This is a genomic window from Desulforamulus aeronauticus DSM 10349 (genome assembly GCF_900142375.1).
GTDB lineage: Bacteria > Bacillota > Desulfotomaculia > Desulfotomaculales > Desulfotomaculaceae > Desulfotomaculum > Desulfotomaculum aeronauticum.
On sequence record NZ_FRAR01000007.1, the window covers coordinates 73,486 to 96,450 of the forward strand.

The window sequence follows — 22,965 nt, forward strand, 5'->3', positions numbered from 1 at the left end:
CGGATTAACCATTTCGGCCCTTGTGTTACATTATCGTAAATAAAAGGAGTATGCCCATGAGTATCTTTCGAACTAAAGACGTAGAAGTAATGATCAGAGAGTCAAAAAGGCATGGCCTAATCAAATCATTAGGTGCTTTAGATATTACGCTAATCGGCATAGGTGTTATCATCGGTACCGGTATTTTTGTGCTAACGGGTGTGGCCGCTGCCAAATATGCCGGACCAGGCCTGATGTTATCCTTTGTTCTGGCAGGGTTAACCGTGGCCTTCGTTTCTTTGGCTTTTTCGGAGCTGGCATCAATGATTCCGATAGCAGGCAGTGCCTATACTTATACCTATACCGCATTAGGTGAATCTTTAGCCTTTTTTGTTGGTTGGGGCTTAGTGCTGGAGTATACGGTGGGGGCCAGCGCGGTGGCAGGCGGTTGGTCTGCTTATTTCACTGGCATTTTGGCATCCGGGGGAGTACATTTACCAGAAGCTTTAACAAAGGTACCAGCTGACGGCGGTATTGTGAATTTACCCGCTGTTTTAATTGCACTATTTCTAATGTTATTACTAGTCAGAGGCACTAAGGAAAGTGCAAATCTAAATAAAATTCTGGTATTCATTAAGCTGGGCGCCATCTTTATTTTCTTAATACTGGCAGGGCCCAAGGTTAACCCAACCAACTGGAGCCCCTTTTTACCCTACGGCTGGCATGGGGTGGCTACAGGGGCAGCGGTAATCTTTTTTGCCTACTTGGGCATAGATTCCATTGCTACCTCAGCAGAGGAAGCCAAAAATCCCAAACATGATATGCCCATTGGTATTCTCACTTCACTGGCCGTATGTACCGTATTGTATATCGCTGTGACTGCAGTATTGACTGGCACCACACCCTATCCACAATTAGATACAGCCGAACCGGTAACCTTTGTTTTGCGTAATCTGGGCTATAGTGTGGGTTCCGCAATAGTGGGCACCGGGGCTATAGCGGGCCTAACAACGGTTCTCATGGTAATGATGTACGCGCAAACCCGAGCTTTCTTTGCCATGTCCCGTGATGGCCTGATTCCCCGTTCCCTATGCAAACTTCACCCGAAATTTGGCTCACCCTATCTCGTCACGATCCTTGTTGGTATTGCCGTTGCCACCATGAGCGGCTTTACTCCCATTCATCTGGTGGCGGAAATGTGTAGTATCGGCACCTTGTTTGCCTTCTTTATGTCCATCATCGGCGTGATGCGGCTCCGCAAAACCAAACCTGACTGGGAACGTCCCTTTAGGTGTCCGGCACTATTCGTGATTGGTCCGTTGGCTCTGATTTTCTGTGCTTTCGTGATGGGAAATTTACCAGCTCATACTTGGAGAAATTTCTTCGTCTGGATGGCCATTGGTATTATAACCTATTTTGCCTATGGTCGTACCCATAGTGTTCTAGCCCAACAAGAATCTGATGCTTCCAAAAGTTAAATGAAAAAGGAGGCCATGTCATGGCTGAGAAAGAAAATGGATTAGGTTTCTTTGGTGTTACCTTTGCAGGAGTTACCAAAAAAGACAAGGATAATGATTATAAGGAAGAATACTCCAGTGATGTAGCAATACCCAGCAAAAAAATCGAAGATACAAAAACCAAAAAGAAATCCTAATTAGTAAAGGCCGGGCATAATCCCGGCCTTTACTTTAGTAGTTTTCACACAGTAGCTCATAGTGGGCCTGTGGATGGGCACAGGCTGGGCATAACTCTGGTGCTTCGTTACCTTTATGAACATAGCCGCAGTTACGGCACTTCCATTTTACTTCTTCATCTCTTTTAAATACTTTACCCTCTTCAATATTCTTTAACAGGGCTAAGAAGCGTTTTTCATGCTCCTCTTCCACTTCACCGATTTCCCGGAACACATCTGCTATTTCAGTAAAGCCCTCTTCCCGGGCAATTTTCTCAAATTCTACATACATACTAGTGTATTCATAATTTTCGCCAGCAGCCGCTTCTTTGAGGTGAGTTTTAGTATCGGTAATACCATTTAAAAACTTAAATAGCCGCTTAGCATGTTCCTTTTCATTATCGGCAGTTTCTACAAAGATAGCCGCAATTTGCTCATAACCTTCTCGCTTAGCTGCGCTAGCCCAATAGGAATACTTATTGCGGGCTTGGCTTTCCCCTGAAAAGGCAGCTTTTAAATTTTCTTCGGTTTTAGTTCCTTTTAAATTCATGTTGACCTCCTTATGGATTTTTCTATATTTTTTAATATATTTTATTTATTCTCGTCAAGATAAATATTCTCCTCTCAATTCATCAATTATTAATCATTTGTTCATACTTTTGTTATTTTGTAGGAAAAACGAAGCCTCCGCCAAGTCTTTAGATCCGGCGGAGGCTTAGGTTTTCCTTATGTAAATCGGTTCTACCTTCCAGTAAATTACTTACCCTAGCAAAGATCACGGTCAATTTCACCTTATTGCAAAATGGGTGAAATTAGTATCTACTTTCCCTGCTAGCTTATTTATGGTAAGTAGAAAATGCTTCTTCCCATATCACGTCTTTAAAACCCACCAGCACTTTTTGTCCATCCGTCAGAATAGGACGCTTTACCAACATACCGTCTGAGGCTAAAATACCGTATAATTCCTCCTGCGTGGCTGTTTTTATTTTATCCTTAATCCCTAGTTCCTTGTATTTTACACCACTGGTATTAAAGAACTTTTTCAGTTCTAAGCCACTTTTCTGATGCAATTCCTTTATTTCGTCCCGAGTAGGCTTCTCTTCTACGATATGTCGAGTCTCAAAGGGAATACCTCTTTGCGTAAGCCAATCCTTGGCTTTCTTTACAGTTGTTCATCTCGGATAGTCAAACAAAATCCAGGGCATGAGTTAATCCTCTTTTCCATATTATTAACGAGCTACTGTTTTTCCTTTAAAAATAGAGCAATCTCAAATTCCCCAATGGAGGTAATTAAAGGCAGCAAAAGAGCTTTTTCATTGCCTACAGATAAGGATTTGTATTCCCCGATCAAGACCTGCGGTGTCGCAATATCACAAGTATAATCGTGGTTTGCCAGGATTGTCACTGCATTGCCACCGATAATATTCGCCACCTCACCGATGGCCGAAGAAACAAAGCTGTCTATTTCAGCCATTTCCATCCCGCTCATAATTTTAACCATTTCCAAAACCATATCTTTAGGGAAGGTAAACAGAATCGTGCCTCTCAGGTCACCGGTTACGCCAAGGATAACACTGGCATCTTTACTTAATACCATATCTTCCAGTAATTTCAGTGTTCCTCTTTCGGCTTGTAAATCTAACATCAATTGAAATACATCCGTAGTTGCTTGGTAAAAGGAGTTTACATATTCCGCTTTCATTCAATCTTTCCCCCTTGGGCCTCTACATATTCGCCAATTTTCTGATCTGTTGCAGCCACATGCATAATTAACCATGCCATGAGTTTACCGCCAAATTCTTGCATAAGTTCTTCGCTATAGCCTTCCTGATCTAAACGATTGACATAGCCATTGACAGCCTCTTTAAATTTAGCATGAGCCTGCTTGTGATTTTCCAAATCTGGATAGTTGATTTGTGCTTGGTAAACTTCCTCTTCATCAAAATGAACTACAACATATTCTTGCATGAAAGCCATCGTTGCTTTAATTGTTTCTAACTTTGCTTCCCAGGCACCCTCTTGACGAACCGTCTGGATAAAATCTGATACCCGGTTAAAGAGCTCTTCATGCTGCTGATCAATGAGAGGTACGCCTATTTTATACTTCTCTTTCCACATCATCTAACAAACCTGCCTTTCAAGTTAAGATCGATCTTTCCGGCAATTAACAAACCCATGATTCATAAGACGTTGGTTGATTAACTAATTTTATTTAATATTAGAAAAATTTACAAGGCTCCAGATTCAACTTTAACCCCAAATGATTGTTAATGAACCCATAGAAAATTTGGCTTCCGTCAAGTCTATTAAACACACCTGTGGGATCATTACCCCCTGTCTATCGCGGCCAAGATTCCCTTGATAATCAAGGCTGGCGTGGGAGGGCAGCCGGGGACATAAACATCCACGGGGAGATGCTTGCCGACGCCACCTCCGGCAGCGTAAGCCTCTTTAAAGATTCCTCCCCCACAGGCACAGGCTCCAACAGCTACAACCAGAGTGGGCTTGGGGCAGGCTTCATAGGTTTTTTGCAAAGCAATCTCTAGGTTTCTGGTTACCGAACCAGTGACCAATAGCATATCGGCGTGACGGGGAGATGCCACAAAATCAATCCCATACTGTTGGATGTCATAAACAGGGTTCGTAACCGAGTTAATTTCAAAATCACAACCGTTACAAGATCCCGCGTCAACATAGCGAATGTGTAGAGATCTTCGACAATCCTTTTTTAGTTTACTTCGTAGTTCCTGACCTAGTTGTTCAGTTGAAACGCTGGAGGAAATGACCGGGATTTCAGTCTCTGTTATGGCATTGACAGGGCAAGAACGGAGACAGGAATGACAAAATATACAGCCCCTGGGGTTGATAACTTTATTTTTTAAAGCCCCCGTGGGACATGTGTTTTCACATTTAGGGCAATCGGCCAGACAAGACTCTTGATGAATAATGGGTAGTCCCCTGCCAAAGCCCTCACCCCAGGAAGTGGAATCCTCAGTGATGATTCGACTATTGATTAATGATTTTACTAAATTTAACATTTTGCTTTAATCCCACCTATCGATCTAAACATGCGTAACACAATTCAAAACTTTTATTGATTAACGGAAAATCAGGTACAATATTGCCGGGTACACACAGGGGCAAAACAGGCCAATTACAGTGAGAGGCAGAACGAACCATATAACGGAAAATCCTATTGTCAGGCCCACTCATCACCCAATGCACATTGGCTCCCCGGGCGGATTCAGTGTATCCCACAGCGGTTCTGTAGGGTGGCAAGTTAGGAAGTTCTACTGCCAAAGCTCCCTCTGAAAGATGTAAAAAAGCCTGCTGTAAAATGGCAAAGGTTTGTTCACTTTCTTCTATTCGTTGATTTAATCGACTAAGAACATCCCCCTCAATTTGCGTGGGGATCTTGAATGCAAAATCCGCATAGGCTCCATAGGGTAATTCTGTTCGCAAATCCCTTTTAACCCCCGACGCTCTGGCGGCCGGACCAACTGCCCCTAAGGCTAATGCTACTTCCTTTGGCAGGATGCCGGTTGTTCTCATCCGATCCACTAATGACTGTGAGGCAAGCATGATAGAGGTAATTTTTTTAAGTTCTTGCTCCACTTCTTTTAATTCTGAACTAATTTCCGATGTATTGGCTACGTCCTTTTGTATTCCACCAGGGATAACCATTCCTCTTAGATACCTGTGTCCGGTCAGGCGCATATTCATTCTCATCAGTCGTTCCTTGAGCATAGCTCCACGGCTAATGCCAAAGGAAAAACCTATCCCAGCACACATATTCCCAATATCGCCTATATGATTGTAAAGTCGTTCCATCTCCAGCAAGATAGTTCTGATGTACAAAGCCCTTTTCGGTACAGCGACTCCTGCCAAGGTTTCAATAGCTTGGGCATAGGCCACTGAGTGAGACGCAGAACAAACACCACAAATTCTTTCGGCAACCAGTGCTGCATCAGCATAGTGCTTTCCTTCAGCGGCTTTCTCAATACCCCGGTGGGTATAAAATAGCTGGGCCTGTAAATCTATCACGTCTTCTCCAAAGGTAAAAAATCGGAAATGACCTGGCTCAATGATACCCGCATGAATTGGCCCCACCGGTACCTGAAAAAGCCCCTCCCCTTCCACTGAACAAAACTCCAATTTCCCGGTAACCCTCGGAACTACTGTATTAGCAGCAAAGTCCTTTCGTAAGGGGTAAATATCTTCAGGCCAATCCCCGTGAACAGCTAGTCTACGTAAATCCGGATGCCCCACAGGAATGATGCCAAACATGTCTTTCATTTCTCTTTCCAGCCAATGGGCAGCCGGTATCAGCGGTGTAATAGAAGGATAGCTTGGCTGCTCAGCATCCAGCACTACCTTTAATTCAATGATGGTATTTTCCCCAGGGAGGGCAAATACAGTGTATACTGTAAAAATTCCAAACTGCTGCCTTTTATCTGTGGCAGTCATAGTTACTAAAAAGGCCCCTTGTTTTTTTAACATGTCTACGGCTTCGGAAAATTTGCTTACTGGTACACCAAGCTTAATGTTTCGCACAGCACCGTTAGTCGTTATTTTTATTAAGTCACAGTCCGGGTGTTCAGAAAAGACTTTCCAAAAGGGTTGATTACACACTTGGCATCCCTCCTAACAGCATAAACTTTACTACCTGGTTAATTAACTGCTGAATAGCGTGTGGCATATAGATTCCTTGCAGTAGCAGCAAACCAAGGGGCAAAAGAAGCAATACATGGCTGACCGAAAACCCTTCTCTCTTAGAGGGACAAGTGGTTACCGGATCGCTGAAATACATTTTCCCGCCAAAGTAGATTAACCCCGCGAAAACAACCGCGATCACCATTAAAAAAACAAAACCTACGAGAGCCCCTTTGACCTGAAAACCTTGGCTGGCAATGGTGAGTTCACTGAAAAACAAACCAAAGGGCGGTAAGCCTCCGATGGCCAGCAAACTAGCCATAAAGATGGCAGAGGTAACGGGCAGCCATTGGCCAATCCCGTGTATTTTAGGAATTAATTTACTTTTATACCTTTGTGCCAGGGTACCCGCACTGAGAAATAAAACCGATTTTCCCAGGGCATGGTTAATGAGGTGCAGTATTGCCCCGGTGTATCCTAATGTTCCGCCCAAGCCCACACCCAGGATGATAATACCAACATGCTCAACACTGGAATAGGCCAATAGTCTCTTAATGTCTTTTTGCACCAGGATAAAGGGCAGGGCAGCAACCATCGACATTAAGCCAAAGATAATTAACAGTTGGCCGGAGAAACCCTCGCCCACAGCCATGGTCGTTAGCAGATGGAAGCGAATAATGGCATAAATAGCGCAATTCAGCAAAACACCCGACAACAAAGCACTAACTGGTGAAGGGGCTTGGCTATGAGCATCCGGCAGCCAGGTATGTAATGGGAACAAGCCCGCTTTGGTGCCATAGCCAACCAGAATAAAGATAAATGCCAGTTTCATCAGAGAAGGATCTAATTGATCGGCCACCAGATAAAGCTGTTGCCAGCTAAGACTTATTTCATCACTACCCAACACTCCTCTGGCTGCATAAAAGGTTAGAATAATCCCCAGCATGGCAAAGGCAATACCAACTGTACAGATAATGAGGTATTTCCAGGCGGCCTCTAAAGCTGATTTATTTCCGTAAAAAGCAACCAACAGAGCGGAAACGATGGTGGTACCCTCGATGGCCACCCACATAACCCCCAAATTATCGGCCAGCACAGCTAAATACATGGTAGCCACAAAAAAATGAAGTAAGCCGAAAAAAAGCCCTACCCGTTTTTCCGCTATTTCCCCATGGCTGCGCTCCTGCCGCAGGTAGGTCACCCCATACAGACAACAGGTTGTTCCCACCACCCCGATGATAAAAACTAATATCGCAGATAATTCATCCAAAATAAGTATTTTGTAGATTTTGTGGCTATTGAGCTTTTGTGCCGTTCCAGTCATAAATGGTGTGAGACAGCAATAAATGGCTGTGATTCCCGTCAGCAGGGAACCTAGTATGTTGATTAACTCCGCATTCCTGGCTTTCGTGAAACAACATAGTAGGCCGCTAATAATCGGCAGTGCTAATAATAAATACAGCATTTTTTACCCCTTCAGTTTATTTAAGAACTTTGTATCAATGGTCTCAAAGGTGTCGTTAATCTGGTAAGTCATCAGGGCCATGACCAAGGCTCCCACGAGAATATCAAAAAATATGCCTAATTCTATAATTAAGGGCATGCCGCCGGTAACAGCTACGCCACAAAGGAACAGCCCATTCTCCATAGCTACCACCCCGATTAATTGACTAAGGGCCGAACGCCTGGAGATCATGAAAAAACAACCCAGCAAAATACCGGCCAGAGCTGCCGAAATAAGATGCCCACCCACCGGAATATCCTTTAATAACACCGGGACTATGTATCCGTAAGCCAGCCCAATCAATAGTAGTCCTATTAATATGGAAGAAACCAAGCCAACAGAAAGTGAAACTTCACGGTGTAGATTTACTTTATACACCAATTTGTAAAATACCCACGGGAGTATAATAACTTTGACCACCAGAGTTAGTCCCCCAACGATAACCATGTGCCAATTGGTTTCCTGGGTGGATAGACCCAGGTAGAAGGCTATCAGGCAGAGAGCCAATGCCTGAACGGTCAGCAAGGTTATCGTATTGGTGATACTTCTCCCGGCCAACATAAATAATGAAGCAACTAGAAAAATAAGTGCAAAAAGGTCAACCACTAACAAGCCCCTCCCCACCTAGATTAAATATGTACTTAATACAGCCAGTAAACAAAAGGCCATGCCACCTGCCATAAGTTCTGGAAGTTTAAATAACCTCATTTTAGCCAAAGCACTCTCAATCATAGCCAATACCAGTCCCAGGAAGCTAACTTTAGCAAATATAAGAACTAATGCCACATAAACTGGGGCATTCGGGTTTTGCGGCCAAAACAAATGAATTAAGAGAATTAGTAAAACCACCTGTTTTATCATCGCCGCCAGGTGCAGCAAACCCACCTGCCTGCCCGCATATTCCAGCAGCATTCCCTCATGTACCATTGTTAGTTCCAGGTGAGTATCGGGATTATCCACAGGAATGCGTCCGGTTTCGGCCAAAACTACGATCAGTAACCCGATAAAGGTAAGCAATCCCGCAGGATTCTGGCCTGCACCCATGATACCGTTTATATCAGTGGTTCCAGCAGTTGCTGCTAAACTAAACAGTCCCACCACCATAACTGGTTCCACCAGAGAGGAAATCATCATTTCACGGCTGGAGCCCATACCTCCAAAGGCACTGGCAGGTTCCAAAGCTGCCAAGGCAAGAAAAAACCTGGCCATAGCAAAAAGATACGTCAGCGCAATCATATCACCGATTCCCAGGTTTTCATGTTGCCACAGAGGAATCATGCTCCCGGCCACCAAGTAGGAAGCCAAGCAAATAATCGGAGTTAGCTGGGTTAGCCATGAGGTATGCACCGACACAACAGATTCCCTACGCAAAAATTTAATAATATCAAAATAAGGTTGTAAGAGGGATGGACCCCTCCGGCACTGGAGTAAGGCTTTGCTTTTTTTTATTATTCCATTGATTAACGGGGCAACCAAAAGCAAGAAACTAAACTGCCCCAAGATTATTAATAGTTTACCCGTCATTTTTTAACCACCTATCTAACCCAAACTAAAAGAACTATCAAAGTTATAAAAACATACCCTAAATAAAAGTTAATGTTACCACTTTGAATACACCGCCACTTTTTTGACATACTGATGGTTAAACTTCTTAAAGGCCTATATAAAAACTCTTTAAGAACCGATTTAACATGCTCCTCAAAATAAATCTGGTAGCCAAAATAAGGTAATAGGCTGCTTTTTGTTTCTACCTTTCGCTGGGGCTGCAGTAACCCACGGTACAAACGCCTGAACGGTTGGGAGAAGGATGCGGCAGAATATTCCATAGCAGCATCTGTCTCAATGCCACAACCCCAGGTTGCCGTTTTTCTTACCCTTGGTGTACCCAACAGTCTACTTAACGCCAACAATACTAGAATAGTAGCTAGCAGCAGTAAAGCTAAATTGAAGTTATAGGTTGTCACCCCTGAAACTCTCGAACCAGGAACCAGTTGTCCCACCACGCCCAGCAGACTATTCATAGCCACTTGAGGGAAAATGCCTAACCCTAAGCATAACGCTGCCAGTGGAGCCATACTAAACCTCATACTAAGGGGAACCTCCCGGGCTGCCGCAGATTTTTGTGTTCTGGGCAATGCCAGAAAAGAAATCCCAAAGGCCTTAACAAAACAGGCTGCTACTAAAGTACCGGTCAGGGCCAGAGCAACAGCAGCAAGGATACCGGCAATACTCCAAAATCCTGATACCCGGAGGGAAGAGATCGTTACTAAAGATTGATAAATTTGATATTCACTGGCAAAACCATTAAAGAGAGGCATAGCCGAAATTGAAATGGCACCTATCAGAAAAAGTAGTGCTGTTTGCGGCATTTTCTTAATTAAGCCGCCTAATTCTTCCATGTTTCTAGTGTGAGTTGCGTAGTAGATGGCTCCTGTGGCAAGAAATAACAGACTCTTAAATATGGCGTGGTTGAATAAGTGGAAGAGTCCCGCTGCCAGAGCAATAGCTGCGGGTACAGGCATTGACAAAGAATAAAAAACAAGACTTGTGCCAATACCCATCAAGATAATGCCTATATTTTCTACGCTACTAAAGGCCAGTAGCCGCTTTAAGTCCTGCTCCATCAGTGCATAAATTACCCCAATAACCGCGGAGATAATTCCCAACGTTAAAACTAAGCCACCCCACCAAGTAGGACCGGGGCCTAAGATATCGATTATTAAACGAATCATACCGTAAATGGCTGTCTTGATCATTACGCCACTCATCACTGCAGAAACATTACTGGGTGCCGCAGGGTGAGCCAAGGGCAACCAGACATTTAGAGGGACAATCCCTGCTTTGGTGCCAAAGCCAATCAGTGCTAAAAGAAATACCCAGCTTTTCTCGGTAGCAGTCAGGCTGATACTGTTCCTAGCTAATACTTCGTAACCCCATCCGCCAAATCCGTTAGACATAATCAAAAAGGCACCTATAATAAAAACTGTACCCAAATGGGTCATTACGATGTAAACAAAACCCGCTTTACGAACATTTTGCGAGCGATACTCAAAGGTAACCAATAAATATGAAGTTAAGGTCATTAATTCCCAGAAAATAAGAAAAGCGATGGCGTTGTTCACTGTCACCACAAAAACCATCGATAGTACAAAAATATTATAATAAAAACTCCACCAGGCAATATTCTCCTGTCGGTATATTTTCATATACTCCCAAGAATAAAGACTAACTAGGAAAGTAACCAGGCAGATGGTAGATAAAAAGAAGCCACTCAATCGATCTATTTGAATCATAAGCTCTACCCCTGGTAAAACATGGCCGAAACTTACTCCAAATGGATCTGTGCTAAACAGACCTGCAAGTCCTAGCACTAACCCTATTACTCCGGCAATACTCCCTGGGATACATCCTGTAATGAAGGACATTTTTGAATTCACTTTAAATAAAAATGGCATCACCGCTCCGATTAAATAAATAGCAATCATTATAAAGATGATATTACCCTGGATGCTCGCAAACATTACACTGCCCTCCCAATAATATTGTTTATAAAAAAGAAAAAGCGACCACTATAGTACATGATACTCCTAATATTAATATTAACCAATACATTTTACATCAAATATTAAAGATAAAACAAATAGCAAGAAGCAAAAGTCATTACTGTAGTGACAAATTTAGTTGCGTAACCTATATTTTTTAACTACTAGCTTTGAAATTATTTAAGACCTAACGTGTTATTACTATCTAATAACTCATTAGGTCTTACTATATATTACTATAAAAAACATATTTGTAATGTCCAAAACACCTTTCATAAATCATTTGATATACTGGTCAAACCGGCAAAGCAAATTATTTTATTGATAAATAATCACTAAGGGCAAAATAATGTATGTTACTTTATTCTAAAAGCAGTGACTAGTTCATTTAAATCCTTAGCCAAACCCAAGAGTGACTCAGCAGAAGCTGAAATCTCTTCCATCGAAGCAGTTTGTTCTTCAGTGGAGGCTACAACATTTTGCACACCACCAGACATTTCTTCCATAGCAGAGGTTACATCTTGAATCTGTTCAGTAAGTTTCTGTACCGAGGCTATGATATTGCCAAATAAAATTCCTACCTCATTTACTACCTTTTTTCCTTCCTCCACTTCCTTATTGCCTTTTTCCATTGTCTCTACTGCTTTTCCAGCTTCCATTTGCATGTTATTAATAAGCCGGTTGATCTCCTTAGTAGCTTCTGCCGACTGCTCGGCTAGCTTACGCACTTCTTCAGCCACAACGGCAAAGCCCTTCCCCTGTTCCCCGGCCCTAGCCGCTTCTATAGCCGCATTGAGGGCCAGTAGATTGGTTTGATTTGCTATCTTAGAAATTAATTCAACGATCTGGGTAATTTCCAACGATTGTTGATTTAGCCCATAGATAGCCCTAGATACGCCCTGGGTTGAAGTTGTAATAACTTGCATCTGGCTGTTTAAATTAGCAATGCCCTCACTACCTGAATTTGCGTCACGATTTGTTCCTTGAGAAAGTTCGGAGATGCCGTTTAAGTTCTCTGAAATATGTTCTATCGTTGTGGACATTTCAGACATGGTTGATGCTGTTTCGGTGGCACCAGCGGAGGTTTGTTGAGCACTGGATGAAAGGACTTGAGCCGAGTAACTCACAGTATCTGCTTTTTCGTTAATCTTAATGACAACATCGCGTAAATTACTGGTCATAGCTTTAAAGGAACTGGCCAACTGGCCAAGCTCATCCTTTGTTTTTACTTCTAAGGTATTAAAGGCCAGATTACCGGCGGCAATTTCTGTTGCCTGATCGGCAAGAACTTTAACCGGACCAATCATTTTTTTGGTAACAAAATACGTTACGCCAATGCAAATTGCCATAACCAGGATGGTTATGAAAATTACTGTACTTACAATTTTTCTAACTAGTTGATCTAATTTATCCCGAGGTTCTCCGGCAAAGATTACCCCCATCGCTTTCCCATCCGGGCCCTTTAGTGGCATATAGGAAGTGATATAGGGTATCCCTAGTATATTTGCTTCACCTATATAATTTTGCTGCTTTTGCAACACAATATCTGCTATTTGGGGATCTAGTTTTGTCCCTACTAAGCGTTTGCCGTCCTTGGTAAGGGTCGTATTTACCCTAACATCTTGCAAAAACAGGGTTATTTCTGTCCCAAAAAGTTCCTTCAGGGAATCCACCAATTCCTCACGGGATAAATCATAACCTAGGGATAACGTGCCAACAATAGCGCCCCGTTGATTCTTTATCGGTACCCCTGCCCTGGCAGATAATTTTACAACAGTACCGGATTCAATAAAGGAACTGGTTTCTCCTTGCAGTGACAGTTGAACATTCTTTTGGTTCAAAATACTGTCACCCCGCTTATTGGGCTCATGCGTTCTGGCGATTACCGTGCCGGCCGCATCACCCACCGTAATAAAATCCAAACCTAACCCTTTGGCTAGGGGAGTCAATATGGTCAATACTTTCTCAGTGTCTCTTTCTTCGATAGCCTGGGCAACTCCCGAGTACTCGGCCAGAAGTGAAGCCTGTAAAAGGGCTTGCTTGCGCCGATCTTCTATGGTTTTGGAAACCCCTTCCATACCCTCTTTGGAATGGTCTAGCAAAATATTTTGGGTGATATTGCTGCAGATATAGGTAGTGGGTCCAACGGTAAGGGCAACAGCAACAAGAATAATTAACACAATAAAAATGGTAAACTTACCTTTAATAGATCTTGTCATGCTGCACAACCACCTCTCTCCTAATTTAAAGCCAGCTTCTGCACCTCCTCGTTGTTAAGCAAACCTGTAATAACCAAATTATGCTGATTCTTTAAATCAACGATCTCCTTTGTTTCAATAATTTTAATGACAGGCCTAAAGATAAGCTCTTCTTTTAAATCAATTACGATCCCCTTCAGTCCATTGCTTAATGTTACTGCAGAACCCACCGGATAGGGTTTTATCAGTTTTAGTAAGGTTAAAGCTATCTCATTTTTAAACATAAGATCTCCCGCCGCCATGATCATCTCATAGGCTTCATGGGGTGGCAGTGCCTTTCTATAAATACGATCAGTGGTTATTGCGTTATAAACATCTGCCACTGAGCATATCGCAGCCATATCCGATATTTTTTCACCTTTGAGACCCCGAGGGTAGCCCGATCCGTCATATTTTTCGTGGTGGTTGAGAATAATTTCTTTACTCAGGACGGTAAGATCATAGATTGCTTTAGACATTTCATAACCGTAATCCGAGTGTCTCTTCATCTCCTCAAATTCCTCTGGAGTAAGTTTCTCTGGCTTATTTAATATCATCAACGGCACCTTAATTTTACCGATGTCATGCAGTAAACTTCCTGTTCCAAGTGTTAAAAGCTTCTTTCTATCATAATTAAGCAGCACACCCGCGGCGATGGAAAGAATGCAAACGTCTACACAATGGGCAAAGGTATACATATCCACGGAACATAAATTTGTTAAATTACTGGTAACCTCTTTACCCTCCAGTATTTCTCCAATGATCGAGTCTACTGTCAAAAGGATCTTTTTATAATTGACCGTCCCACCTCCCATCACCAATTCTTCTACCAAACTAACAGCATTAAGTCTTACACCATAGTCAATCTCGTTGCTTGGTGCTTCAAAGTCTTTAGACAAAATGGTTACATCAGCAACAAGAATACCGAACTTTTTAAGAGATGAAATGATTTTTGCAGTTAATATTACGCCCTTACCTAAAAGTAGTTGCTTGTTATTACTGATAATTGGACTGGCAAGCACCATCCCTGGTAGCAGATAACGAACCGGTAGTTTCATAGCATCACCGCCAAAACATTAACTATTTACTATCTCTGACAACTCCTTACCGGTGCAAATTGCCGGCCGGTAATACTCCAATCTATTCCGGGATACCCTTTTTGCCTGATATAGTGCCGCATCGGCACAGCGAATTAACTCTTCAACATTTGAACTATTCTCCGGGTACACCGAGATACCAATGGACACCGTAACTTTCCCACCGGGTAGGCATTCTTGACTAGGAAAAGGATGATTAGCAATACTAAGTCTCAACCGTTCCCCTATGTCTATCGCTTTGTTTAAGTTTGCCCCCTGCAGCACAATGACAAACTCGTCCCCACCGTAGCGAGCAACCATATCGTCATCCCTGACCGCATCCATCATAATATTTGCTAATTCTCCCAACAGGCGATCCCCAGCTAGGTGTCCCAAGGCATCGTTATATATTTTAAAATTATCCAGGTCAACCATTAGCAAGGCAAAATGACCTTGGCTCTGATAAAAAGCCCTTTGTTGCATATGCTCAATAAAGGCTCGATAATTGTATAGGCCAGTCATTGAATCCCTTTCTGCCTTTTCCCTCAGGTCTATGTTTTCTGCACTTACCTTTTGCTTTTCCGTCCATTGTTCAGTATAATCCCTGACAACAGCCATACCTCCAAGGATTTTTCCACGCTCATCCTTCCAAGGGATGGTATCCATTAGCAAACAAATTTCGTTATTATTAGGACCTAGAAAACAAACTTCCTGGCCTACCATAAAATGATTCCCTTGTATTGCTAAGGCTAACAGTCTACCAGGTTCACCTGCTTCAGCTAAGGGTATACCAACCATGTTTTTCTTCTTACAGCCTCCCAGCAAATTACAGAAGGCATCATTCGAGACCGCTACACGTCCTTTTTCGTTACCAACCAGAATCCCGTTGGTGGTTCCTTGCAGAATAACTTTTGTCAGTAAATATTCCCGAGCTAGCCTGTGTAACCCCCAGGCCACTGCTACACCCAAAATGACCGTAATAATAATAGAGGTTATTAGGTTTTTAAATCCCCGGCTGATGATTTCCGTTTCCAGCAACCACAAGTCATTACCCAAACGTCTTTGTTGAAAAGCACTTAATTCCTTGCAGTTAGTTACCAATTTGGTGAGATCTCCACCGTTTTTAACGTTTTCAATAGATCCAGACAGATTTTGTACCAGTATTTTGCCTTCTAAGGTATGCATTACTGGTAACAGTTGCTGGGTAATCTGTTCCAGTTCACGAATTTGTATCTGAGAAGCTTTTCCATCGCTAAATATTCTTTCTGATAGTTCAACGGCCTTGGCAATTTGATTAATCTTTAGCCTACGTTCTTCAATTCTTTCCAGTATATCTTTTTGTGTTGCGTAATTATTCATAGACTGAAAGACAAATAATATGAGTAACCCCATTATTAGGGCAGAAACAGTAAAAAATAGGCGCTTTCTGACACTGGGGATAATCACCATATTTACCACCCCATTTAGTGATAATTTACCCTGTCCCTTATGTTTCGTTTATCTATGTCAGAAGCTTATTACTTTGGAGCCTAACAAAGAGAGACAATAAGGTCAATGGTTTAGTTTTATATTTCACTTATTTATTTCTTCTATTGTATGGGTTAATTATTATAAAAACCATTATATAAGAATTAATAATTTATTACGAAATGAAAACTCATCAGGTGATGAGTTTTCATTTGCAAAGCAAATATAGTTGTCATCTTTAGCATTAAATTAAATGCAATTTAATAACTCTCTGTTTACTAAAAAAGAGTCATTTTTTGTCACTTAGGCTAGTTTCCACTTACTACCTTGCCTCAATAGAGTTTAATAAAAGATTATTCTCCTTAGAAAAATGTGGCTAACCCTATGCATATGAGAAGTTATATTTTCTGATATGCCTTAGGCTACGATGCCAAATTTTTTGGTATCAAACCAGTTATTTTTGTCAATAAATTCGACAACAACTATAAAAATTATTATGAATCGTTGTTAAAATACTGAAATCAATCCAGGATTACCTCCGGTAATACATCTGCCACCTTGGGGGGTAACGATAAAGGTATTCTCAATTCCCACCATGCCAACATTGGCAATCCCCTTCTTAGGTTCCAGGGCAAAAGTCATTCCTTCCTGTAGGGGTTCATAAAACCCTTCCGCAATGACAGGTGATTCATCAATGACTAAGCCAATCCCATGACCTAAAAACTTTACTTTACGTCTTCCGAAACCCATAAAATTTTCCAAAAACTCAGGGCTCAGGTCATTCATGATCGTGTTGTAAATATGAGCTGGTGTAACTCCGGGTTTCAGCATCTCAGCTATGCTGTCTTGTATAGTCACACATTTCTGGTGGACAGAGATCACCTCTGATGGCAAGGGTTGGCCGAACATGTACGTCATGGTCTTATCAGTATGGTAACCCTCTACCCCACACCCTACGTCGATGAAGACTAAGTCTCCTTTTTTTAATCTACGCTCACGACTGCCTAATAACGGTACAGCGGGACTCATGCCATAACAACCACCAGGACCGTTAAAATAAGTCGGATAAATTGAGCCTTCACCAAAGCCAACTTGCCCTACTAGCATTTCAGTATCAAACATACTAAAACGGACTATCCCCTGATGTCCTTCCTTGACCATTAAGGAATACAAGCTAGTGCCCAGCTCTACTTCGCTCATACCTTCTTTGAGTATGGCTGGAACTAAATCTTCCAATACCCTTTGATGAATTCGGCCAGACCGCTCCATGCGAGAAAGTTCATAGGGGCTCTTCACTGCTCTTACTGCCGCTATATCTGCATCAACTGACTTTACATCAGTAAAAGAAAAATACTTTCGCAACCGTTGATAAAAGGCCAGCGGCATAACCTCGGTTTCCAGGTATACTACCTTTGGCAACTTACTAAAGTGAGTTGCCGCATCACGGAAACTGTTCATTTCCTGAATCCGGGGAAATAATGATTCCTCCCTAGCACGTTCATAACTACGCCGAACCCAAAGGATTGCTTCATCATGCCGCGGAATCAATAACATACCATCCTGCATTGTACCAGTAAAATAATACATATTTATTTTACTAACAATAACAATAATCTCCCAATCGGGACTGGTTGCTTCCATTCTAGCCCGCAGGCTATTCATCCGGGCTTGTAGTTCAGTTAGCGGTACCTGCATTTTCATTCTTTTACTCCGTTCCTTAACTAATTACTGTCCTGCTAAAGGGGGCGTGCCTCACCTCTTAGACCTAGGCGATGGTTTGCTCGGGGATTTAACAGCTCGCTTGCCTTGGCCGGGGCCAACAATGGCTCCTTTAAAGACTCTTTTTCTAGCAATCTTTACCATAAGTTCTTTTTCATATCTTTTGATAATCGGTACTTCCCTTTCAGTTACGATGGACACAGCGGTACCCAACTGGCCACTTCTGCCGGTTCTACCACTCCTATGTAAATATTCCTTTGCATCTTCGGGAAAATCCAAATTAAAAATATGAGTTACTCCTTTTACATCTAGACCTCTGGCAGCGATATCCGAAGCCACTAAAAGCTGTGTTTCTTCACCTCGGAAGCCTTCTAACGCCCTTTGACGTTCTTCTTTAGACATTCTGCCAAGGATTTTGTAGGCTTTATAGTGATGATATTGGAGTCTTTCTGTAATCCTTGCGATTTCTTCATTATTATTAACAAATACAATTGCTTTTTGGGGTTTTAGTGCAGCAACCAGTTTTCTTAAAACCTCCAGCTTATCCCGTTGGCTCTCGGCCATGAAATAAAGGTGCGTAATATTGGAATTGACCAAAGGCTTGTCGTCAATCTTGATGACTTCTGCCTCAATCATTAGCCCCATTGCCTCAGCCAATACTTTGCCGGCAATATGTGCCCCAAAAACCATTAATTGCCTGTCCTTCATGGTAGCTTTAATCACGGCTTTTACCCGATTGATATCATTTTGGCCCAATAGCCGATCGCCTTCATCAATAACAATGGTTTTAATGGTATGCGCACTAATCTTTTTTTTACCTATTAACTCCTGAATTCTTCCCACGGAGCCCACAATAATATGTGGCTTCTCCCTTAGGGCCTCGATTTGTCTTGCAATATTGACATCCCCAATAATCGGAGTAGAAGTGACCGCTACACCGGAGTTCTCTGCCAATATTTTTATCTCTTTATGAATCTGCATAGCCAATTCATGGGTTGGTGCCAAAATAATCGCTTGCATTTCTCTTTTGTCACTATTAATTTTTTGAAAAAGGGGCAATAAGTAGGCTAATGTTTTACCGCTTCCTGTTTGCGATTGCCCGATAATATCTTTATTTTTTAACAATAAGGGTATTGCTTTGGCCTGAATCTCTGTGGGCTGGGTGATTCCTCCCTTATGCAAGCCTTCTATCAGTTTTAAAGGTAAGCCAATTTCATCAAAAGTTGTCATAGTATCGATTCAGTTCTCCTACTCTGTTAATAATTTGGGCCAATATAACACAAAAGAAAAGGTCGGTCAAGTTAGCAAGACTTGGCGTAAGCCAAGTTTTGCTTATACTTTTGTCAATAGAAATTTTATACTTTCTGAAAGTGAAACAAGGACCTAGTCAGTATCTATTTTATAAGCAATGGCTCACTTCCGACAATTTTATATTGATATTCTGTCATAACAGTTCCATCTTCTTTTGTCTTCTTAAAGATAATGAGGTCATAACCATCGTTAGTTTTGCTTTGGGAGGTTTCATAAATATATCTACCATCGTTTTCCATGATTTCCCTGGTACCAATCCAATAGGGGCAATTGTTTAGAAACGAATTATATTTAGTAAGTTCTGCAAACAACTTGTTGGAAGCCTCAACATCGATATCGGGTAGTTGCTTATCCACATGCTTTTCACTTACCTGGGCTATTCTGCCAATGCTTTTCAAGTATTCTGCCGCTTGTTCTTCTTGCTGCATGGCCAGTTTAGGATACTCTTTGTGGGCAGAAAGCACTTGGTTATGTAGCCTATTAGGAAACAGCTTTTTGATAGAATCTGTATAGTATTCTCCGTCCTTTGGCTCTTTATATGCCAGCAAAGAGTAGTCACCGGTTTCATTTCGGGCAAATATCATCACTGTAGGTATGGCTCCACTGCCGCTGATCTTTGTAAAAATGCCATTTTCAAAACCAAAGAAGCCAAAGCTAGCGATTGTAAAGACGGTAACTGCTTCTGCCTTTTTCTCCGAGTCAAGAATAAGGTGTCCTTCTGTGGCAAATTCACCCTCTAAATACGACTTTCTTTGCTCTTTGATAGCAAGACTTACTGCTTGGTCAAGGGTCGTAGAGCCTTTTATTGTAGTAGCTGTCCTTACCCCATGTCCCTCGCTTACCCGAGAACTCTGCTTGGTGAAGCCACTGCTCAGAGCTACACCGCCCAACACCACTACCAAAAATATTCCCACACCAAGCACAAATTTTCCCTTGTTATTGAAACCTGACATTACTCTCACCCCCCTCTCGTCAACTCATATAAAATTTCCTTTCTAATTAGAAAAAGGTAGCTTGCACCAAGTTTAGACGCACCCTCTAGGTAATCTAAAGGTCACAAGCAAGCCAGCGGAAACGTAGTTTCAGGGATCTACCCGTCATTGAATTCTTCCTTAGTTTGCTTATTCCCTTCATCGATTACACAAAAAACACCTAATAACACAGGTATATACCGGAATGTTAAAAAAATGGACCCTATTTAGACGTACTCTAAACAGGTCCATTTTTGCTTCCTTACTATATAGCTACAGTTTCCTATCTAAATGAAGCATTTAAAGCTTTTAACAGAGTGCGAACATCATACATATGGGGAGTAACTGGACTCACTTTTTTGGTAAGTCCCAGTAGGGTGTAAACAGCCATTCTTGCAGCACGGACTGAGTACTCCTCCGTGAATACCATATCCTCTGGAATTTCTACAAACTGACCAATAAAGGCTAGGTTGGTTGAACCTTCAGGAACCACCTTCGGTCGATCACTCATGGCCCGGGGCTGGAACATTGAAACAATGTAAGGCATCATACAGGGTATGACATTGACTACGGTATCCATAATTTCATCGATTTCCTCTTCAAAATGCAAATGGTGGAGGAGCTCAATGAGTATCTCTTCCCCTGTACAGTCACGCATCGGCTTCTTCACATAGTTGCCTGGCTTGTCGGTATAGAGACCATACCCCCAGAAGATGGTGGTATCCGCCGGCTGATTTTTAAAGTGAGGCTGTGCAGCAACCACGATAGACATCAGCCAGTTAGAATCTTTAAAGGTCATTAAAGCGCCGCTGCCAGGTTTGTTGCGTGAAAATCTCTCAATCATTTTGAGCAACTTGTTACCCTTTAAAGTAACCGTAAAGGATTGCCAATTCGTCTCCTCAGGCTTACTAAAGAATGGTTGAGGATTTCCCAGGCCTTCTTTTTTCCCAGCAATATTGGCCCAAAGACCACCCGAAATAGGATTCTCAATCACCATCCGGGCAGGTGTATCAAAATCGCCTAGTTTTGAATTATCTGTCATACAACCATTGGTTACGATACACAAGTCGCCCTCGTTAAGCTTTAGTACACCTTCTGTGCCATCCTGCTCATAGTGGATCGCGATAACGGTAATACCCTCTCCTGCTGCAAAATCCAAATCTGTTACAGTATACTGCAAGCTAAAATCAACACCAAAACTATCTAAATAAGACTTGACAGGCAATATAATAGATTCATACTGATTGTATTTGGTTCTGGTTACCCCCTCCAGGGTATGGATACGGGAGTATTCGAAGATCATGCGCTGCATATAACGTTTAAACTCAAACAAGCTGGACCATTTTTGGAAGGCAAAGGTTGTCTGCCACATATACCAGAAATTTGTCTCAAAAAAATGAGGTGTGCTGGCAAACCAATCGCAGATACGCAGATTATCAAGCTTTTCTTCAGGAGTAATCAGTAGTTTGCCCAATGCCATGCGGTCTGCATCATTAAAGCCCATGGACATAACATCGATTACTTCACCGTCTTTATTAACTAGTCTGGCATTGGCATGGGTTGGATGGGCTAGGTCAAAGGCCAGAATTTCATCACAGACTGACATTCCATCCTGCTCTAGGGAAGGTATAGAGGAAAGCAACTCCCAGGTATTTTCGTAAGTTTCCTCGTTTAGCATTCTGCCACCGCGAGCCACAAACCCACCTGTGGCATTCCCTGCCCCATCATTACTGCCGCCGAGAATAGGCATTCCCTCTAAAATATGAATATTTCCACCGGGGAAATTACAATCTCTTATCAAATAAACAGCTCCGGCAAGTGAGCCTAAACCACCTCCCACAAAATATACGTGCCTGTTTTGATATTCGTTTTTCAAAGTAATCGCCCCCACTCTTCAAGTTTCAAAGATAATAATCATCTTTGGATGGCTTTACTATAATACCCTTATGTTTTGATAGGTATAGTCAAAAAGTAGGGGCTGTATATTTTTTATACAGTCTGATCTAATTGTATAAGAAGTTTTAAATCTAAGGTCTTTTACGACTTTTTCTCGTACCTTTGCAGAGCCCTCATAAAACTTCCTTCAATTAATTCACTAAGCTTTTCAATGATCAGCTTGGGACTTTCCTTCATACCCTCCTTCATCCACTGAATAACCAAGCCAGTGAAGGCAAGGGTGTAAAAATTTGCGATAAAGTTCTTATCCACTTCTTTAACTTTCATATTGCTAGAAACCTCATTAACCACCCTTAAAAGCAGTTCATTGGTAACCGAATAAAGGTACATGTCTAAATGATTTCTACCCAGTGAATTTAAGGTATTCACACAAAACGGCTTGTTATTTTCTATGTATTGAAAGATTTTATAAAACCCATCTTTCCAGGTATTATAAGTGGTATAGTGAGCGATGCTTTCAATAGCTTCTGTATTGTAAATCCAGCCAACTAAATCAAAAATATCTTGAAAATGATAGTAAAAGGTTTGCCTGTTGAGACCGCAAGTGTCAACAATATTTTTAACAGATATTTTGTGCAGAGGAGTATCCTTCATTAATTCCTTTAAAGCATTAGCAAGGGCTTTTTTCGTTAGTAAGGAGCTAGACATTTAACCACCTGCATACCTCTTTTATTTCTAAATGACTATATTTCCTAGCTTTATCATTTCATTTATCTGTTTAATCATACTTTTGCAACTAAATGGGTAAATAGCAACCTAGCGTAACAACTGCAATGCAATAAACACAGTTTTTACCTTCCAGCAGAAACAACCATGAAAAATCTTTATTTACTATATATATTCAAAGAAATATAGTAATTTTTTTAAAAACTTGTTAC

At 41.8% G+C, this 22,965-nt stretch carries 20 protein-coding genes; 2 read left to right on the top strand and 18 right to left on the bottom strand.

Annotated features, from left to right (window positions below):
* The first annotated feature begins 56 nt into the window (after nucleotides 1-56).
* On the top strand, nucleotides 57-1,457 hold the full coding sequence (locus tag BUA78_RS03800) for an amino acid permease (protein ID WP_072911109.1): 1,401 nt from the start codon (nucleotides 57-59) through the stop codon (nucleotides 1,455-1,457).
* A 20-nt stretch (nucleotides 1,458-1,477) separates the two neighbouring features.
* Nucleotides 1,478-1,633, top strand: coding sequence for a hypothetical protein (locus BUA78_RS20115; RefSeq protein WP_175548967.1), 156 nt, complete (start codon nucleotides 1,478-1,480; stop codon nucleotides 1,631-1,633).
* 34 nt (nucleotides 1,634-1,667) lie between these two features.
* Here BUA78_RS20115 and rbr read toward each other — a convergent pair whose 3' ends face one another.
* The 18 genes from rbr to dhaS form a co-directional block, all read right to left on the bottom strand.
* Nucleotides 1,668-2,201 (bottom strand): rubrerythrin, encoded by a 534-nt coding sequence (gene rbr, locus BUA78_RS03805; protein ID WP_139257231.1) that lies wholly within the window; start codon nucleotides 2,199-2,201, stop codon nucleotides 1,668-1,670.
* A gap of 286 nt (nucleotides 2,202-2,487) precedes the next feature.
* On the bottom strand, nucleotides 2,488-2,856 hold the full coding sequence (locus BUA78_RS03810; RefSeq protein WP_084082294.1) for an arsenate reductase family protein: 369 nt from the start codon (nucleotides 2,854-2,856) through the stop codon (nucleotides 2,488-2,490).
* Nucleotides 2,857-2,888: 32 nt separating this feature from the next.
* A complete protein-coding gene (locus BUA78_RS03815; RefSeq protein ID WP_072911112.1) occupies nucleotides 2,889-3,353 on the bottom strand; it encodes a chemotaxis protein CheX in 465 nt (154 codons plus the stop codon).
* Entirely contained in the window at nucleotides 3,350-3,772 is a 423-nt protein-coding gene (locus BUA78_RS03820; RefSeq protein ID WP_072911113.1) for a bacteriohemerythrin, read from the bottom strand. The genes BUA78_RS03815 and BUA78_RS03820 overlap by 4 nt, the downstream gene beginning before the upstream one ends.
* 206 nt (nucleotides 3,773-3,978) lie before the next feature.
* Nucleotides 3,979-4,689, bottom strand: coding sequence for an NADH-quinone oxidoreductase subunit NuoB (gene nuoB / locus BUA78_RS03825; RefSeq protein ID WP_072911115.1), 711 nt, complete (start codon nucleotides 4,687-4,689; stop codon nucleotides 3,979-3,981).
* A gap of 16 nt (nucleotides 4,690-4,705) precedes the next feature.
* Nucleotides 4,706-6,283, bottom strand: a complete 1,578-nt coding sequence (locus BUA78_RS03830) for a hydrogenase large subunit (RefSeq protein WP_084082295.1) — start codon at nucleotides 6,281-6,283, stop codon at nucleotides 4,706-4,708.
* Nucleotides 6,276-7,769 carry a hydrogenase 4 subunit F gene (locus BUA78_RS03835; RefSeq protein WP_072911116.1) on the bottom strand — a complete coding sequence of 498 codons (1,494 nt, stop codon included), beginning with the start codon at nucleotides 7,767-7,769 and terminating at the stop codon, nucleotides 6,276-6,278. The genes BUA78_RS03830 and BUA78_RS03835 overlap by 8 nt, the downstream gene beginning before the upstream one ends.
* Before the next feature lie 3 nt (nucleotides 7,770-7,772).
* A complete protein-coding gene (locus BUA78_RS03840; protein ID WP_238456706.1) occupies nucleotides 7,773-8,414 on the bottom strand; it encodes an NADH-quinone oxidoreductase subunit K in 642 nt (213 codons plus the stop codon).
* 18 nt (nucleotides 8,415-8,432) lie between these two features.
* Nucleotides 8,433-9,332: a respiratory chain complex I subunit 1 family protein gene (locus BUA78_RS03845; protein ID WP_072911119.1), complete on the bottom strand. Its 900-nt coding sequence runs from the start codon at nucleotides 9,330-9,332 to the stop codon at nucleotides 8,433-8,435.
* Nucleotides 9,333-9,343: 11 nt separating this feature from the next.
* Nucleotides 9,344-11,329: a proton-conducting transporter transmembrane domain-containing protein gene (locus tag BUA78_RS03850; protein ID WP_072911121.1), complete on the bottom strand. Its 1,986-nt coding sequence runs from the start codon at nucleotides 11,327-11,329 to the stop codon at nucleotides 9,344-9,346.
* Nucleotides 11,330-11,706: 377 nt separating this feature from the next.
* Nucleotides 11,707-13,569, bottom strand: coding sequence for a methyl-accepting chemotaxis protein (locus tag BUA78_RS03855; RefSeq protein ID WP_072911122.1), 1,863 nt, complete (start codon nucleotides 13,567-13,569; stop codon nucleotides 11,707-11,709).
* A gap of 20 nt (nucleotides 13,570-13,589) precedes the next feature.
* Nucleotides 13,590-14,645 (bottom strand): HD-GYP domain-containing protein, encoded by a 1,056-nt coding sequence (locus BUA78_RS03860; protein ID WP_072911124.1) that lies wholly within the window; start codon nucleotides 14,643-14,645, stop codon nucleotides 13,590-13,592.
* 18 nt (nucleotides 14,646-14,663) lie between these two features.
* Nucleotides 14,664-16,112: a sensor domain-containing diguanylate cyclase gene (locus BUA78_RS03865; RefSeq protein ID WP_072911125.1), complete on the bottom strand. Its 1,449-nt coding sequence runs from the start codon at nucleotides 16,110-16,112 to the stop codon at nucleotides 14,664-14,666.
* 525 nt (nucleotides 16,113-16,637) lie between these two features.
* On the bottom strand, nucleotides 16,638-17,831 hold the full coding sequence (locus tag BUA78_RS03870; RefSeq protein ID WP_072911127.1) for a M24 family metallopeptidase: 1,194 nt from the start codon (nucleotides 17,829-17,831) through the stop codon (nucleotides 16,638-16,640).
* A gap of 51 nt (nucleotides 17,832-17,882) precedes the next feature.
* Nucleotides 17,883-19,079, bottom strand: coding sequence for a DEAD/DEAH box helicase (locus tag BUA78_RS03875; RefSeq protein ID WP_072911128.1), 1,197 nt, complete (start codon nucleotides 19,077-19,079; stop codon nucleotides 17,883-17,885).
* Between the two features lie 164 nt (nucleotides 19,080-19,243).
* Complete coding sequence (locus tag BUA78_RS03880; protein ID WP_238456707.1) at nucleotides 19,244-20,113, bottom strand: transcriptional regulator; 870 nt, start codon at nucleotides 20,111-20,113, stop codon at nucleotides 19,244-19,246.
* A gap of 301 nt (nucleotides 20,114-20,414) precedes the next feature.
* Nucleotides 20,415-22,007: an oleate hydratase gene (locus BUA78_RS03885; RefSeq protein ID WP_072911130.1), complete on the bottom strand. Its 1,593-nt coding sequence runs from the start codon at nucleotides 22,005-22,007 to the stop codon at nucleotides 20,415-20,417.
* Between the two features lie 161 nt (nucleotides 22,008-22,168).
* The gene (gene dhaS, locus BUA78_RS03890) at nucleotides 22,169-22,735 is read right to left on the bottom strand and encodes a dihydroxyacetone kinase transcriptional activator DhaS (protein ID WP_072911131.1); all 567 of its coding nucleotides are present in this window, start codon (nucleotides 22,733-22,735) and stop codon (nucleotides 22,169-22,171) included.
* Between the last annotated feature and the right edge of the window lie 230 nt (nucleotides 22,736-22,965).